The 16104-nt window shown below is 73.8% G+C and carries 15 protein-coding genes; 8 read left to right on the top strand and 7 right to left on the bottom strand.

All coding sequences use genetic code 11. The features are described from left to right. Position 1: 1 nt before the first annotated feature. A complete protein-coding gene (locus ACZ5NJ_RS30635; RefSeq protein WP_468769051.1) occupies positions 2–1204 on the bottom strand; it encodes a M4 family metallopeptidase in 1203 nt (400 codons plus the stop codon). Positions 1205–1656: 452 nt separating this feature from the next. On the opposite strand from ACZ5NJ_RS30635, the gene ACZ5NJ_RS30630 reads away from it, so the two are divergent. The 4 genes from ACZ5NJ_RS30630 (at position 1657) to ACZ5NJ_RS30615 (ending at position 6733) form a co-directional block, all read left to right on the top strand. After that, positions 1657–4596, top strand: coding sequence for an alpha/beta hydrolase (locus ACZ5NJ_RS30630; protein ID WP_468769049.1), 2940 nt, complete (start codon positions 1657–1659; stop codon positions 4594–4596). Between the two features lie 131 nt (positions 4597–4727). Continuing rightward, positions 4728–4919 carry a hypothetical protein gene (locus ACZ5NJ_RS30625; RefSeq protein WP_468769048.1) on the top strand — a complete coding sequence of 64 codons (192 nt, stop codon included), beginning with the start codon at positions 4728–4730 and terminating at the stop codon, positions 4917–4919. Positions 4920–5005: 86 nt separating this feature from the next. After that, on the top strand, positions 5006–5815 hold the full coding sequence (locus ACZ5NJ_RS30620; protein WP_468769047.1) for a 2OG-Fe(II)-dependent halogenase WelO5 family protein: 810 nt from the start codon (positions 5006–5008) through the stop codon (positions 5813–5815). 78 nt (positions 5816–5893) lie between these two features. Continuing rightward, the gene (locus ACZ5NJ_RS30615; protein ID WP_468769046.1) at positions 5894–6733 is read left to right on the top strand and encodes a PhzF family phenazine biosynthesis protein; all 840 of its coding nucleotides are present in this window, start codon (positions 5894–5896) and stop codon (positions 6731–6733) included. A gap of 23 nt (positions 6734–6756) precedes the next feature. Here ACZ5NJ_RS30615 and ACZ5NJ_RS30610 read toward each other — a convergent pair whose 3' ends face one another. Next, complete coding sequence (locus ACZ5NJ_RS30610) at positions 6757–7332, bottom strand: hypothetical protein (RefSeq protein WP_468769044.1); 576 nt, start codon at positions 7330–7332, stop codon at positions 6757–6759. A gap of 58 nt (positions 7333–7390) precedes the next feature. On the opposite strand from ACZ5NJ_RS30610, the gene ACZ5NJ_RS30605 reads away from it, so the two are divergent. Continuing rightward, complete coding sequence (locus tag ACZ5NJ_RS30605; RefSeq protein WP_468769042.1) at positions 7391–8056, top strand: pyridoxine/pyridoxamine 5'-phosphate oxidase; 666 nt, start codon at positions 7391–7393, stop codon at positions 8054–8056. 96 nt (positions 8057–8152) lie between these two features. Here the strand turns inward: ACZ5NJ_RS30605 and ACZ5NJ_RS30600 are convergent, their stop codons facing one another. The 4 genes from ACZ5NJ_RS30600 to ACZ5NJ_RS30585 all read right to left on the bottom strand — a co-directional run bounded on the left by ACZ5NJ_RS30600 (position 8153) and on the right by ACZ5NJ_RS30585 (position 10349). Further along, positions 8153–8446, bottom strand: coding sequence for a hypothetical protein (locus ACZ5NJ_RS30600; protein WP_468769040.1), 294 nt, complete (start codon positions 8444–8446; stop codon positions 8153–8155). 201 nt (positions 8447–8647) lie between these two features. Next, entirely contained in the window at positions 8648–9058 is a 411-nt protein-coding gene (locus tag ACZ5NJ_RS30595) for a Zn-ribbon domain-containing OB-fold protein (protein WP_468769039.1), read from the bottom strand. Continuing rightward, entirely contained in the window at positions 9055–9507 is a 453-nt protein-coding gene (locus ACZ5NJ_RS30590) for a DoxX family protein (protein ID WP_468769038.1), read from the bottom strand. The genes ACZ5NJ_RS30595 and ACZ5NJ_RS30590 overlap by 4 nt, the downstream gene beginning before the upstream one ends. A gap of 68 nt (positions 9508–9575) precedes the next feature. Then, a complete protein-coding gene (locus tag ACZ5NJ_RS30585) occupies positions 9576–10349 on the bottom strand; it encodes a maleate cis-trans isomerase family protein (protein ID WP_468769036.1) in 774 nt (257 codons plus the stop codon). Positions 10350–10522: 173 nt separating this feature from the next. Here ACZ5NJ_RS30585 and ACZ5NJ_RS30580 point away from each other — a divergent pair, with 173 nt between their 5' ends. The 3 genes from ACZ5NJ_RS30580 (at position 10523) to ACZ5NJ_RS30570 (ending at position 15150) form a co-directional block, all read left to right on the top strand. After that, positions 10523–11686: a flavin-containing monooxygenase gene (locus ACZ5NJ_RS30580; protein WP_468769034.1), complete on the top strand. Its 1164-nt coding sequence runs from the start codon at positions 10523–10525 to the stop codon at positions 11684–11686. 194 nt (positions 11687–11880) lie between these two features. After that, positions 11881–14115, top strand: a complete 2235-nt coding sequence (locus tag ACZ5NJ_RS30575) for an acetate--CoA ligase family protein (protein WP_468769032.1) — start codon at positions 11881–11883, stop codon at positions 14113–14115. A 222-nt stretch (positions 14116–14337) separates the two neighbouring features. Further along, positions 14338–15150 (top strand): enoyl-CoA hydratase/isomerase family protein, encoded by an 813-nt coding sequence (locus ACZ5NJ_RS30570; RefSeq protein WP_468769030.1) that lies wholly within the window; start codon positions 14338–14340, stop codon positions 15148–15150. Between the two features lie 24 nt (positions 15151–15174). Here ACZ5NJ_RS30570 and ACZ5NJ_RS30565 read toward each other — a convergent pair whose 3' ends face one another. Continuing rightward, the gene (locus ACZ5NJ_RS30565; protein ID WP_468769028.1) at positions 15175–15969 is read right to left on the bottom strand and encodes a VOC family protein; all 795 of its coding nucleotides are present in this window, start codon (positions 15967–15969) and stop codon (positions 15175–15177) included. Positions 15970–16104 lie beyond the last annotated feature (135 nt).

Raw genomic sequence — 16104 nt, 5'->3', positions numbered from 1 at the left:
CTCACCTGTTGCCCTTCAGCGCGGCCAGGTCCTTGGCCAGGCCCGCCACCTTGGCGTTCAGCTCCCCGAGCTGGCGGGACAGGGCCGCGATGCCGTCCTCCCGGCCCACGCGGCCGTTCCCGTTGACGGCGAAGGCCCGGGCCTTCGGGACGCCGCTGATCTGGATCTCCACCCCCGCCCATGCCGCCAGCACGGCCGACTGCTCGGGGCTGCCGACGCCGAACAGGTCCCCGGCCTTCTGGAAGGTGGTGTCCGCGAAGTCCTGGAAGGTGGCGTCGGCGGCCGACGCCCTGAGCGCGTCGTACCAGACGCGCCCGGCGCCCTCCCACGCGAACCCGCCGATGCCCACCGCGGCCAGGTAGAACGCCTTGTTCGGGATGCCGGAGTTGTAGTGCACCCCGCCGGAGTCCCCCCTCGGCGAGTCGGGCAGGTGCATGAACTTGCTCATGCGGTCGGGCTGGGGGTCCTTGCCGAACTGGGGATTGTTGTACGCCTGCCCCGGCTCCTTCAGCGATCGCAGGGCGTCACCTGCGATTCCCGGGGTCCACACCTCGGCGCCGATCTTCCAGTCCGCCTCTTCCGCCTTCTGCTTCAGCGACCACTGCTTGACCAGTGAACCGAATACGTCCGACATCGATTCGTTCAGGGCCCCGGACTGGTTGTGGTACTCGAGTCCGGCGGTGTTCTCGGTGACGCCGTGCGTCAGCTCGTGGCCGATCACGTCGAGGGATCCGGTGAGGCTGCTGAACTCCTTTCCGTCCCCGTCACCGAAGATCATCTGCTGGCCGTCCCAGAACGCGTTGTTGAACTGCACGTCGTAATGGACGTAACCGACCAGACGCATTCCCTGGTCGTCGATCGAATTGCGCTGGAAGACCTCCTGGTAGAAGTCGCGCGTCAGGCCCAGGCCCTCGAAGGCCCGGTCGACCGCCGTGTCCGCGGACTCCGGTCCGTCTTCCGTCCTGACCAGTTTCGCGCTGGGCAGGGTCACCCCCTCATCGCAGTCGAAGATGGTGCGCCGGCCGGCACCGGGGGAGGCGGTCGCGCCCCCGAGGGACGCCCGGACCGTGCGTTCACCCCGCAGACGTGCGGTGGTCAGCAGAGTGGCCAGGGCGGCCTGGCGCACCTCGTTGTCCGGGCTTTCCAGGAGCTTGTCGAGAATGTACGGAGGGATGATGCAGTTGATCGGGCGGGTCCTGCTCATGGGGAACCTCCTGAGCGAGAGGACCGACGGTTAAGAATTCATCATTTGACAATTCATCATTTGATGGGAGGGGGAATTTCGCGTCGTGCGGCGGCGGCCGTTTCACGCCGATACCACCAGTCTCGCGCCGCCGCCAGTCGTCAGCAACCGGCAGGTGCGTCGTCGGAGGCGCGCGGGACGGTGCCGGGGGGCGGGGTGCCGGGGCAGGCGGGGCGCCGGGGAAGTGGGGGCCGGGGAAGCGGGGTGCCGGGGAAGCGGGGTGCCGGGGCGGGGGCCGGGCGCGGGGTGGATCCGCCGGGAGGGGGCGGTCCGCCCCTGCCGTCCCGTTTCCGGGCGCGTCCCGTTGTGGCTCGCCCGGTCGCGCCTCATGCATCATTGACCCGGCCGGTTCTTCTTCATCTGCGACCGAATTCCATCTGCTTCAACACCCTTCATGGCTGCGGAGGTTCGCGATGGCGGCACGGACACGCGTCCACCTCGTGCTGGTGCACGGCCTGTTCTCCTCCGCACGGGTGTGGACGGCGTTCCACGGGCTCCTGACCACCGACCCCGAACTCGCGGGCTGGCTCAGCGTCCACCGCTTCCGGTACGACTCCCCCCTCGTACGGCTGTCCCCCGACCGGCGGGTCGCCGAGACCGACGACATCGCCGACCGGTTCGGCACCTTCCTGGAGACCGAACTCGCCGACGCCGAGCGGATCGTCATCGTCACCCACAGCCAGGGCGGCCTCGTCGTCCAGCGCTTCCTCGCCCGGAAGCTGTGGAACGGCGAGGGGCGCGACCTGCACCGCATCAAGCACTTCACCATGTTCGCCTGCCCCAACACCGGCTCCGGGTTCTTCCTCACCGTCCGCGCGGGGCTCACGGTCCGCCAGCAGCCCCAGGAGCAGCAGCTGCGCCCCTTCGACCGGGCGGTGACCGAGGCGCAGCGGACGGTGCTGAGCGCCGTGGTGCACGCCCGCGCCCACGGCGACCAGGAGTGTCCGATCCCCGTGCGCGCCTACGGCGGGTCGGCCGACGACATCGTGCCGCCGGTCGTCGCGCGCGGCGTGTTCCCCCAGGGCGGGGTGGTCACCGCCGACCACCTCTCCATCGTCCGGCCCGCCGACCGCACCGCCGCCTCCTACCTCGCCGTCCGGAAGGCGCTGGAGCGGGTGGCCCGGGGGGACGGCGCGGAGGCCGGGTTCGGGGACCTCTCCCCGCGCTCCCCCGGCCAGCCCGACGGCCGGCCCGAGCTGCCCGCGCCCGCCGCCGGCGAGCCGGACCTGGCGCCGTTCCCGCCGCCCCCGTACGGGCAGCTGGACGAGGGCCAGCTGAAGGGGCAGGAGCGGCTCGGGCTGGTCGCGGACCTGCTGTCGGAGCAGGCCCGCCGGCAGGTCCACGTACTCGCCGGGGTCGGCGGGTCCGGGAAGAGCCGGCTCGCCCTGGAGGCGGCCGACCGGGCGCAGCGCGACGGGCGCCGGGTGTGGTGGGTGTCGATGCCCGAGCTGAGCCTGCGGATGCGGATGATCGCCCGCGACCTGGGCGCCCCGTCGATCACGGTGGAGCGGGCCTGGCTGCTGGGCACGGCCATGGACCTGGTCTGGACACTGCTCAACGCGTGCCCCGACCCCTGGCTGCTGGTCTTCGACAACGCGGACGACCCCGACCGCCTCGGCCCGCGCGACGGCCCGGTGTCCAGCGGGACGGGCTGGCTGCGCAAGCCGCAGAACGCCCGCGGCACGGTGGTGGTCACCAGCCAGGTACGCCGCCAGCAGGCCTGGGGCGACTGGACGCGCGTCCTGCCGGTCCCGCTGCTGGACGAGACCGACGGCGCGTCCATGCTGCTGGAGCGGACCGGCGGTCTGGGCGGTACGAACGAGGAGGCGCGCCGCCTCTCGCGCGAGCTGGGCGGGCTGCCGCTGGCGCTGCGCCACGCCGCCGACGTGGTCCGGGCCGTCAGCGAGAGCCGGATCTCCCTGGCCACGGACATCCGCGACTTCGAGGCCTTCCGCGCCACGGTCTCCGCCCGCGTCGACTTCGCGGCGGGCCAGGAGGGGCCGGACCTCAGCGAGCTGCTGGGGCGGGAGATCGTGGAGAAGTCCTGCGGGATCGCCCTGGACCTGCTGGCCGAGCGGGAGCTGGGGCAGGCGGCGTCCCTGCTGAAGGTGTTCGCCTGTCTGAGCATCGCCCCGATCCCCTACCGGTGCCTGCTGTCCGGCCCGGCGCTCGCCCGCTCCCCGCTCTTCCCCGGCGTGACCCCGGCGCGCACCGGCGCCGCCCTCGCCGGGCTGGAGGAGTTCGGGCTGGTGGAGGCGTACGAGCGGGAGGGCGTCGCGGAACGCGACCTGGCCCACGTGCTGACCCTGCACCCGGTGGTGCACGGGGTGCTGCGCGAGGACGGGGAGGTGCGGGAGCGGTCCGCGGACTACTACGGGCTGGCCGTGCAGCTGGTGCTGTCGGCGACCCATCTGCGCAATCCCGACCACCCGGCGAACTGGCCGCTGTGGGCGGCGCTCGCCCCGCACGCGATGGAGGTGTCCCGCGCCTGCCTGCTCGGCGACCTCAAGCTCTCGGACCGCACGGTGCGCTCCGAGGCCCTGGAGCTGGCCCGGCTGACCTCCCGCTATCTGATCGCGACGGGGCTGCTGGGGTCGGCGTACGACCTGGTGCTGCCGATGGTGGAGCGCTGCGGCACCTTCGGGTTCGACGCCGACGACCGGGAGATCCTGGGTCTGCGCCACGAGCAGGGCCGTATCCACCTGGACCGGGAGCAGCTGCCGCAGGCGGAGCGGGTGCTGGAGCGGGTGGTGGGGGCGCGGACGCGGATCCTGGGCGAGAACCACGCCGACACCCTCGCCAGCCGGCACAAGCTGGCCCGTGCGATCAACGAGCAGTCCGGGCGGGAGGGCGAGGCGGAGGTGATGCTGCGCTCGATCGTGGCGGCGGAGAACGAGGTGCGGGGCCGGGAGCACTACGACACGTTGGTGATGCGCAACACCCTCGCCCGTACGATGCTCGCCCTCGGTTCGCACGCGGAGGCGGAGGCGGAGGCCCGGCAGATCCTGGACATCAGCCGGCGCAACCACTGGCCGCCGTCGACGCCGGAGATCCTGCGGGCGCGGGAGACGCTGACGCACGCGCTGCTGCGCCAGGACCGGGCCCACGAGGCGGAGCAGGTGATCCGGGCGGCGCTGCGGGACGCGTCGCAGCCGCCGGACTCGAACCTGGTGATGCGGTTCCGGTTCACGTTCGTGCTGGTGCTGCTGGGGATCCGGGGGCGTACGCCCGAAGCGGTGAACCAGCTGAAGGTCCTGGTGCGGGACCTGGACCGGGTGGTGACCTCGGAGCATCCGCTGTCGGTGCAGGCCAGGGCGCTCCTGGAGAAGACGCTGCGCGAGATGCCCACCTGAAGGACAGTCAAAACCCGGTATGTATCGGCCGTTCGGGTGGAATCCCGGCGGCCGGTGCGGGCTTGCGCGTAGCCTGACGGTGCCTCACCCTGTGTGACGCGTCCCACACCGAAATGCGCGGAGGTCCGCCGATGACCACTGTCCCGGCCGATACGAACGACGACCGGTCCCTCAGATGGGGGGAGCCGGGCAGCGCCCTGGAGGAGCTCCAGGCGGAGGCCGGCCGGCGGCTCGCGATGGAGGCCCTGGAGGCCGGACGGCAGGCGCTGGAACTCGACGCCAAGTCCGCCTTCCGTACGACCAGTGGGACGCATCCCGTGTAAGTGCTGTTGTTCTCTGTTGTCTTTCCGAGCGCCCGGGGGGCCGTCGAATGACGTCAGAACAAGCAGAACGATCCACGCAGGGCGTGTTGACCGCCGCCCCGGAACCGCCGCACGACCCGTTCTTCCGCGCGGTCACCGCGCCCGCCTTCACCCACGAGCTGCTCGCCGGTCTCGCCGCCGGACGCTGCGCGGCGGTGCGGGTGCCCGGCTTCCTCTCGCCGGAGCGGTGCGCCGAGGTCCTCGGGGCGCTGGAGGCGCGGCCGTTCGACTCGTACCAGCAGGCCCGCATCGATCCGCCGGTGATGCGGTTCGGGGTGGGCGTCAGCGACCACATGGCGGACGGCGGGGTCGGCGAGGGCTACTGGAAGGCGCTGGCGGGCCACCACGAGGCCTGGCGGGGGCTGGGCCTGTCCTTCGACCCGTTCCGTACGAGCCGGGAGGCGCTCGCCGCGGCCTGGCCGGGCGGGGTGGAGGTCGGCCGCAGGGGTGGCCGGGCGATGGGCGACGGGGTGGCCCGGGAGCCGAACCAGGGGTTCCAGGTGCACTTCGACGACGCCCTGCGCGAGTACGAGGGGGACCTGCTGGACGTGCCGCTGATGGGGCAGTTCGCGTTCAACCTGTACCTGAGCGTGCCGCCCGAGGGCGGCGAGACGGTCATCTGGCGTCACCGCTGGCAGCCACAGGACGAGGCGCACCGGCTGTCGGCGTACTACGGGTACGACGAGACGGTGGTGCGGGGCGCCGAGTCGATCGAGCTGGCCCCGCAGGTCGGGGAGGCGCTGCTGCTGGACCCGCGGTTCTTCCACGCGGTGCGGCCGAGCCGCGGGGCGCGGCGGATCGCGCTGGGGTTCGCGGTGGGCATCGGAACCAACGGACGGCTGCTGACCTGGGCCTGAGCGGCCGACCTGACATACCAACGCCATTTCGTCCCAGGGGTTTTGACGCCCGCGCGAGCACCCCACTACGTTCCGTGCATGGATCTCTTGCGCTACGTGGCCTTCAGCACCGACCCGCTCGGCGGGAACCCGGCGGGTGTGGTGCTGGACGCCACCGGCATGGACGAGGCGGCGATGGCCGCCACGGCAGCCGAAGTCGGCTATTCGGAGACGGCGTTCGTGGTGCCCCGGCAGGACCGGGAGCTCGACATCCGCTACTTCAGCCCGCAGAACGAGGTCCCGTTCTGCGGGCACGCCACCATCGCCACGGCCGTCGCCCACGCCCAGCGGTACGGGGTGGGCGAGCTGCTGCTGCACACCGGGGCGGGTCCGGTGCCGGTGACCACCTCGGCGGGTCCGGACGGGGCGGTGGTCGCCACGCTGGTGAGCGTGGCGCCGCGCACGGCCGAGATCTCCGCGGCGGACCTGGCGGAGCTGCTGGCCGCGCTGCGCTGGTCGGCCGCCGACCTGGACCCGGAGCTGCCGCCCCGGGCTGCGTACGCGGGGGCCTGGCACCCGGTGATCGCGGCCGCGAGCCGGGAGCGGCTGGCGGACCTCGACTACGACATGGCGGCGCTGGGCGCGCTGATGGCCCGCCGTGACTGGACGACGATCACCCTGGTCCGGCGCGAGTCGCCGACGGTCTTCCACACCCGCAACCCGTTCCCGCCGGGGGGCGTGGTCGAGGACCCGGCGACCGGTGCGGCCTCGGCCGCGCTGGGCGGGTACCTGCGGAGCCTGGGCCTGGTGGAGGTGCCGGCGGTCCTCACCGTCCACCAGGGCGTGGACATGGGCCGCCCGAGCCTGATCACCGTGGGCGTGCCGGCGGACCCGGCGGCGGGCATCGAGGTGACGGGCACGGCGGTCCCGATCGCCTGATCCGGGCGGGCTCGGGGCCGCGGCTACCAGTCCAGCGCGTCGAGGGGCCGGCCGTCGGGGGCGATGCGCACGACGTGGTGGCCGTGGTCGAAGTCGATCAGCCGGATGTGGGACGCGTCCCGCCACTGCGCCTCCAGGACGCCCCTGGGGTACGCGGGGGTGTACGAGGCCACCGGCCAGCGGCGTGCCGTGGGCAGCGGGCCGGTGTCGATGTGGATGCTCCAGGGCGGGTCGCCGAATCCGAGGCCCCGTTCCACCACCAGGCGGCGGCCGGAGCCGTCGGGGGCGGCGACGTCCCACTCCAGGTCGGGGAACGGGTCGGTCACCACCGCGTACGCCGGGACGGCCAGCACCCCGGCGACGGCCGCGCCCGCCAGGCCGAGGGCGGCGCCCTTGCGCACCGCCGGGCGGCGGGAGCGGAGCAGGGCGGCCCCGGTGAGGGCGAGGGCGGCCAGGGCGCCGAGGAGCACCGGATGGTTGAGCTCGGCCGCGAGGGCCGGCCCGCCGGGCCGGTCGTGGCGCGCGGCGGCGAAGGCGGCCGCCCCGCAGGCCCCGGCCACGGCGACCAGCGCCCACCCGGCGACTCTGTGCATGTCCATGACCGGCACCCTAGCCGGGGGCGCCGTCAGCCTGCGGGGGCGCCGTTAGCCTGGCGGCATGGTCGCTGACTCCGAGTTCCACGAGGTCCTGCACTCCCTGCGCGTCTGGGACACCGCCCTGCCCGCCTTCGACGCGGCGTCGGCGCCCGCGGAGCCGGTGGAGCTGTTCCGGGAGTGGCTCGTGCACGCGGCCCGGGCGGGGCAGGCGGAGCCGCACACGATGGGCCTGGCGACGGCGGACGCGGACGGCCGGCCCGACGTGCGGATCGTGATGCTGCACGAGGCGGACCGGCGGGGCTGGCACTTCGCCTCGCACGCCACCAGCGCCAAGGGCCGCCAGCTGGCCGGGCGGCCGGAGGCGGCGCTGGTCTTCTACTGGCCGGCGGTCGGCCGGCAGGTCCGCGTGCGGGGCCGGGTCACCGCGTGCGGGGAGCGGGAGAGCCGGGCGGACCTTGCCGTCCGTTCGCGCGGTGCGCTGGCGGCCGCGCTGACGGGCCGGCAGAGCGAGGTCCTGGGTTCCCGGGAGGAGCTGGTGGAGGCTTCGGCCGCGGCCTGGGAGCGGGCCGGCGCGGAGCCGGACGCCCCGGCGCCGACGTGGACCCGTTACGTACTGGAGCCGTCCGAGGCGGAGTTCTTCCAGGGCGACGCCGCCCGCCGCCACGTCCGCCTGCGCTACCGCCGCGGCGGCCCGGACACCTGGACCCGCGAGCTGCTCTGGCCGTGAGCCCGCTCCGGCCGCGAGCCCGCTCCGGCGGCGCGACGCGGGACGGCGCCCCCGCGGGAGTCCGCGGGGGCGCCGTCCGGTGGACCGGGGCCCTGGTCAGCCCTTGCCGAAGCCGCCGGCGATGCGGGCGGCGGCGCACTGGCGCCACTCGTCCTGGAAGGTGTTGCTCATCGCGCCGATGTTCCCGCCGTGCGAGCGCAGGTAGGCGAAGATGCCGGCGCAGTTCGACTCCGTCGGGACGAACCGCGAGGTGCAGCTGCCACCGCCGCCGCCGAAGTCGCAGCTGCCGGCGGCGGCGGGCGTGGCGGTGGCCAGGCCGAGGACCGGCAGGGCGATGGTGGCGGCGACGGCGACGGCGCCCGTCTTCAGCTTGCGCGAAATGCTCATCATTTCCGAATTTCCCCTCATTGAGCACAGAAGGCGTTTCCCGCGCCCCGCCCCACACCGCACGGTTTCAGCCCGTGGGGTGGAACATCCCTGGTCAGAGGATGTGCGGTGGCGCTTTGCCTGGCTCGATCCTGTCGGTCCGTCCGCTGTGCGGACAAGAGAGTTGAGGGTTTTCAGAGCTCGACGTCCGAACAAACCGCCCCTTCAGGGACGGAACACCGCGACCCACAGCCCTTCGGCCGCCTCCCGGAAGGCCACCCGCAGCGGCATGCCGACGCGCAGCTCCCCCGCCGGGCAGTCGACGACCTCGGTCATCATCCGGGGCCCCTCCTCCAGGTCCACGACGGCGGCCGTGTACGGGACCCGTTCGCCGAAGGGCGGCAGGTCGTTGCGGTGGATCACCGACCAGGTGTAGAGGGTCGCGCGGCCGCTCGCCTCCTCCCAGGCCACCCGGTCCTCACCGGCCCAGCAGAAGGGGCAGAACTCACGCGGGTAGTGGTGGGCGCGCCCGCAGTCGGCGCACCGCCGCAGCAGCAGCCGTCCCCCGGCGGCGGCGTCCCAGTAGGGGCGGGTGAACTCGTCGACCTCGGGGAGGTCGTACCGCGCAGCGCTCACAGGAAGAGTCCGATCGCAGCGTCGAGGGACCAGGTCTGCCAGGCCATGGCGAGGAACGCGACGCCCGAGATGAGCGCCATCATCGCGTTCTGCCCCTGTTCGGCCCAGTCGTGGATCATGAGCAGCAGGTAGAGCAGGTTCAGCAGCAGCCCGCCGATCAGGGCGACGGGGGTCAGGAATCCCAGCACCAGACCGAGGCCCAGGGCGAGTTCCGCGTAGACGACGACGTACGCCATCAGCCGCGCGCGCGGCTGGACGACGGCCGCGAAGCCGCTCCGGACGAAGGACCACCGGTGCCTGCCCGCGACGTCGGCGGCCCAGGCGATGCCGGTGCCGCGCTCGAACCAGCCCTTCTTGTCCTTGTGCCGCCAGCTCTCCAGCCACCACAGGCCGAGGCCTATGCGCAGCACGGCGAGCCATTCGGCCCCGCTGAGCCAGATGGTCTGCATGGACCGCCACCCTCCACTCTATCTGACGGTACGTCAGTTCAGCGGATCGGCGGCGATCCCGCAAGGCCTCAGACGACCTCCGTGAACAGCCGCCCGTACCCCTCGACCCCGTCCGCCCCCACGCCCGCCGCGCGCAGGGCGGACCACAGCAGGACCTGGTTCGCGGTGAGCACCGGGCGGCCCAGGGTGGCCTCCAGGGCCGCGATCGCCCCGACCGCGCGGAAGCCGTTCCCGCCGATCACCACCGCCTCCACCGCGTCCCCCACCTGCCCCGCCACCCAGTCGTGCAGCCCCCGCGGGGTCACCTGCGCCTGCCCGCCGGGCAGCCCGCAGGGGGCCGCGTACGGGACCTCGAAGCCGGCCTCCTCGTAGTAGCCGCGGCCCAGCTCGTTCAGCGTCTCGTCGAACCACGGCGGATCCACCAGCGCGATCCGCCCCGCCCCCAGGGCCCGCAGCGCCTCGACGGCGGCCGCGCAGCTGGCGACCACCGGCAGGCCGTGGGCGCGTTCGCGCAGCCGGGCCAGCAGGTACGCCTCCCCGCGCGCCCCGATCACGTAGGAGGAGCTGGTGAAGGCGTACGCGAGCACCGCCACCGGCGCGTCCGCCAGCAGCTCGGCGGCCTCGTCCACCCGTGGCGGCTCGGCGAAGGCCCGTACGGGCGCCAGCGGGATCGTCTCCCCCATGGAGCCGCCGCGCCCCATCGCACCGAAGGGCACCCGCGCGTAGTGCAGGCCGACGCCGGCCGGGGCCATGGCGCGCAGTTCCGACTCGGGGCCGACGTCGGCGTGCGGGGTGAGGACACCGAGACGGACCCGTACGTCCCACCCGTCGGGCTGCCACATCGCGCGCTCCTCTCCTACTACCGGAACGACCCACTTTGTCAGGATTCGCCCACCTCTGCGGCCGAGCCGCGCCGGGCCCGCCGCGCCCACCGCCCGGCCTCGTGACCGATCCGCAATCGATTCCCTCCTCGACCGAGACCCATCAACCCTGTGTGTCGATACGCTCACTCCTCATGCCCGCGCCCGCACCCGCACCCGGCCTGACCGCCACCCAGCCCCGCCCCGTGTACGTGATCGGCGCGGGCCCCGGCGGCCTCGCCGTCGCCGCCGCGTTGCGCGCCCGCGGGGTCCGCGCGGTGGTCGTCGAACGGTCGGACGCGGTCGCCACCTCCTGGCGGGGCCACTACGCGCGGCTGCGCCTGCACACCACCCGACGGCTGTCGGCGCTGCCGGGCCTGAAGATCCCGCGCCGCTTCGGGCGCTGGGTGGCCCGGGCCGACGTGGTCCGCTACCTGGAGAAGTACGCCGAGCACCACGCACTGGAACTGGTCACCGGCGTCGAGGTCACCCGCGTCGAACGCGCCGCCGACGGCGAGGGCTGGACCCTGCACGCCTCGGGCGGCCGGCTCCTCTCGGCCGCGGCGGTGGTGGTCGCCACCGGCTTCAACCACACCCCGCACCTGCCGGACTGGCCCGGCGCGGACACCTACACCGGGCAGCTGCTGCACGCCTCCGGCTACCGCGAGCCCTCGCCGTACGCGGGGCGGGACGTGCTGGTCGTCGGTGTCGGCAACACCGGGGCGGAGATAGCCGTGGACCTCGCGGACGGCGGGGCGGCCCGGGTGCGCCTCGCGGTCCGCACCGCCCCGCACATCGTGCGCCGCTCGACGCTCGGCTGGCCGGCGCAGCGCACGGGGATCCTCGCCCGCCGGCTGCCGGTGTGGCTGGTGGACCGGCTCGGGGCGCTGGTGGCGAAGGCCTCGATACCGGACCTGTCGGCGTACGGGCTGCCGCGCCCCGACTCCGGCCTCTACAGCCGGGCCCGGCAGGGGGCCATCCCGGTCCAGGACGTGGGCCTGATCGACGCGGTCCGCGCCGGCCGGGTGGAGCCCGTGGCGGCCGTGGTCTCCTTCGACGGCGACCGCGTCCTCCTCGCCGACGGCACGGCGATCACCCCGGACGCGGTGATCGCCGCGACGGGCTACCGCCGGGGCCTCGAATCCCTGGTGGGCCACCTGGACGTCCTGGACGACCGCGGCCGCCCGCTGGCCCAAGGCCCCCGCACCGTCGCCGGGGCCCCCGGCCTGTACTTCACCGGCTACACCAACCCCCTCAGCGGCATGTTCCGCGAACTGGCCCGCGACGCCCGCCGCGTGGCGAAGGCCCTGTCCCGCTGAAGTCCGTCCCGCCGGTACCCTCGGCCGGTTCCGGTCTGGACGGCGGCCGAACACCTCTGCCACGGTTCAGGCACACCACCTCCACCACCTTTCCTGCGCATCCCTGTTCCTGACGGCGCGTCAGTTCAGTAATCTGACATGACGTCAGCTACCGACGACTCCATCGAGGTCTATCGAGCAGGGCGGGCGAAGCGATGCTTGGATCCACTCACGGCACCCTCACCACCGACTTCCGCGCACGGGTCGAGGCCTGCGGGGAGACCCCCAGGACCGCCGTCCACTCCAGCGCGGCACCGACCGCCGGGGACACGGCCGCACTGGACGTCAGCGGCCGCCCCCTGCACTCCGACGTGCCCGACCTGGACCGGTTCTTCCGGCCCGAGTCGGTGGCCGTCATCGGCGCCTCCGACACCGAGGGCCGGCCGAACACCGGCATCACCCGGCAGCTGATCGCCTGGGCCGAACGCGTCGGCGCCCGCGTCCACCCCGTCCACCCCACCCGGACCGCCGTCTTCGGACTGCCGTGCCACGCCTCCGTCGCCGCGCTGCCCGAACAGGTCGACCTCGCCGTCCTCCTGGTCGCCGACCCGGTTCCGGTCATCGAGGAACTCGCCGACACGAAGGCCAAGTTCGCGGTCGCCTTCGCCTCCGGCTTCGCCGAGACCGGCGAGAGCGGCGCCGCGGCGCAGGCCCGGCTGGCCGCCGCCGTCCAGCGCTCGGGGCTGCGCCTGCTCGGCCCGAACACCAACCTCAACGCCTTCGAGAGGTTCCGCGAGGACCTCGACGGCCCGGCCATCGCCCTGATCACCCAGTCCGGCCATCAGGGAAGGCCCGTCTACACCCTCCAGGAACTCGGCATCCGCCTCTCCCACTGGGCCCCCACGGGCAACGAGGCCGACCTGGAGACCGCCGACTTCATCTCCTACTTCGCCGAACGGCCCGAGGTCGGGGCCATCGCCTGCTACGTCGAGGGCCTCAAGGACGGCCGCTCCTTCCTCCTCGCCGCCGACCGGGCCGCCCGCAACGGGGTCCCCGTCGTCGCCGTCAAGGTCGGCCGCACCGAGACCGGCGCCCGGATGGCCGCCTCCCACACCGGCAAGCTGACCGGCGCCGACACCGTCGTGGACGCCGCGATGCGCCAGTTCGGGGTCATCCGCGTCGACGGCCTCGACGAACTCCAGGACACCGCCGCCCTCCTCGCCCGCGCCCGGCCCCCGCAGGCCGAGGGGGTCGTCGTCTACTCCATCTCCGGCGGCACCGGCGCCCACTTCTCCGACCTGGCCACCGAGGCGGGTCTGACGCTCCCCACCCTCTCGGAGGCCAAACAGGCCGAGCTCCACCAGTGGATCCCGCCCTACCTGAACGTCGCCAACCCGGTCGACAACGGCGGCCACCCCGTCGGCGACTGGCGCGGCCGCAAGATCATCGACGCGATCCTGGCGGACCCCTCCGTCGGCGTCCTGATCTGTCCGATCACCGGCCCCTTCCCGCCCATGAGCGACAAGCTGGCCCAGGACCTGGTCGACGCGGCCGAAGCCACCGACAAGCTGGTCTGCGTCATCTGGGGCTCCCCCGTCGGCACCGAGGAGGCGTACCGGACCACCCTCCTCGGCTCCTCGCGCGTGGCCACGTTCCGCACCTTCGGCAACTGCATCACAGCCGTCCGCGCCTACCTCGGCCACCACCGCTTCACGGCCTCCTACCGCTCCCCCTTCGACGAGGCCCCCCGCACCCCCTCCCCCTCCTACCGCAAGGCCCAGGCCCTGATGCGGCCCGGCCAGCAGCTCAGCGAACACGCCGCCAAGCAGCTGCTGCGCGCCTACGGGATCCGCGTCCCCCGCGAGCAGCTGGTCACCAGCGCGGCGGCCGCGGTCCGGGCGGCGGGCCTGGTCGGGTACCCGGTGGTGATGAAGGCGTCGGGGCCGCAGCTGGCCCACAAGACGGAACTCGGCCTGGTCAAGGTCGGCCTCACCTCGGCGAGCCAGATCCGCGACGCGTACCGCGAACTCACGGACATCGCCCGCTACGAGAACGTCCCGCTGGACGGGATCCTGGTCTGCCAGATGGTCGAACGCGGCGTCGAAATGGTCGTCGGCGTCACCCAGGACCCCCTCTTCGGCCCGACCGTCACCGTGGGCCTCGGCGGGGTCCTGGTGGAGGTCCTCCACGACGCGGCGGTCCGCGTACCCCCCTTCGGGGAGGACCAGGCCCGCACGATGCTCCGCGAACTGCGGGGCGCGGCCCTGCTGGACGGCGTACGGGGGGCTCCGCCGGCGGACGTGGACGCGCTGGTGGAGGTCGTCCTGCGGGTCCAGCGGATGGCGCTGGAACTGGGCGACACCCTGTCGGAGCTGGACATCAACCCCCTGATGGTCCTGCCCCGCGGCCAGGGGGCGGTGGCCCTGGACGCCCTGGCCCTCTGCCGCTGAGCTCCGCCGGTGTTCCCTGGGGCTCCGCCCCCGACCCCGCGCCTCAAACGCCGGCGGGGCCATATGCAGCCCGCGCGGCGTTTGAGCGCACCGAGCGCGGAGCGCACGGTCTCGGGGTCAGGGGCGGAGCCCCTGGGAACGGAGGAAGGGCGGGTAGGGGACCTCGCCCCGCGCAGCGGCCCACCCGCACCGGCAACCGCCGCCCACCCCGACAGGAGACCCATGACCCCCGCCACCCCCTCGGACGAGATCCGGCACCGCTTCGAGAGCGGCGTCTCCTGGATCACCCTCAACCGTCCCGACGCCATGAACGCCCTCACCTGGGACCAGCGCGAGCGCGTCATCGCCCTGCTCGCCGACGCCTCCGCCGACCCCGCCACCCGGGCGGTCGTCCTCACCGCCACCGGCAAGGGCTTCTGCGCCGGCGCCGACCTCCGCGGAGCGCCCGCCCCCGCCCCCGCCACCGACCGCGTCGCCGGCGACGTGGCCCGCATGATCCGCCTGGGGGCCCAGCGCCTCATCACCGCGGTCCTCGACTGCGAGAAGCCCGTCATCGCCGCCGTCAACGGCACCGCCGCCGGCATCGGCGCCCACCTCGCCTTCGCCTGCGACCTCGTCATCGCCGCCGAACCGGCCCGCTTCATCGAGGTGTTCGTCCGCCGCGGCCTCGTCCCCGACGGCGCCGGCGCCTACCTGCTGCCCCGCCTCCTCGGCCCGCAGAAGGCCAAGGAACTGATGTTCTTCGGCGACGCCGTCCCCGCCGCGGAGGCCGCCCGCCTCGGCCTCGTCAACAAGGTCGTCCCGGCCGACGAGCTGGAGGCGACCGCCCGCGCATGGGCCGAGCGCCTCGCGCAGGGCCCCACCCGCGCCCTCGCGCTCACGAAGCAGCTGGTCAACGCCTCCCTGGACGGCGACCGGGCGACGGCACTCGCCGCCGAGGCCACCGCCCAGGAACTCAACATGACCACCGCCGACGCCAACGAGGGCGTGGCCAGCTTCGTGGAACGCCGCACCCCGAAATACCTGGGCCGCTGAGCCGCCCGGCCGCCCCGCCCCCGCCTACATCCGCGGATCCGGCCTCAGCACCGCGAACACCGCCCCCGCCGGGTCCGCCCCCCAGGCGATCCGCCCGACGTCCGGCACGTTCGCCGCCGGCATCAGCACCGCGCCGCCCGCCTCCTCGACCGCCACCACGGTCGCGTCCGCGTCCCGCACGTGGAAGTACGGCACCCACCGCGGCAGGATCGCCGACGCCCCGCCCGCCCCCTCCCCCTGCGGCGCGACCCCGCCGAAGGAGGTGGCCTGCTGGTCTCCGTCGGCGAGGCTCAGCACCCGGTACGTCATCCCCGGCGCCTCCATCTCCGCCGAGCGCCACCCGAAGAGCCGGCCGTAGAACCGCAGCGCCTCCTCCGGGTCGGGTACGTGCAGCTCCACCCACAGCAGGCTGTTCTCGGCGGAGGCCAGCTCCAGCCCGGCCGTCCTCCCGGGCTGCCAGCAGGCGAACCGCGCGCCCTGCGGGTCGGTGAACTGGGCGAGCCAGCCCTCTCCCATGACGTCCATCGGCGCCGCCCGCACCTGCCCGCCCGCGCGCAGCACGGTGTCGGCGGTGGCCCGGATGTCCTCGCTCTGGAAGTACACGGTCCACGCGGAGTCCGCGCCCTCCTCCATCAGCGGGCCGAGCGCGGCGACGGTCTTGCCGCCCTGCTGGAAGAACCCGTACCCGCCCGCCTCGGGGCCGGCGGAGACGAAGTCCCAGCCGAAGACCGCCCGGTAGAACGCGGCGGCCGCACCGGTGTCGGGGCTTCCCAGGTCGAGCCAGTTGGGCGATCCGGTACGGAAGTCGGTGCCGAGCATCTGTTCCTCCACAGGTAGGCGCCACGCAGTCGCTCGCCACCATGCCCAGCCCCCAACCCCCGCAGGGCGTACGGGCCGCCTCGTCCGTCCGGATTCACCCGTTCGGCGCCGTCCCTCCCCACCCCTTCTCATCTG

It is taken from the genome of Streptomyces sp. NPDC032091 (assembly GCF_055580265.1).
Note: the sequence above shows the minus strand (reverse complement) of the source record. Positions and strands in the feature narration are given on the sequence as shown.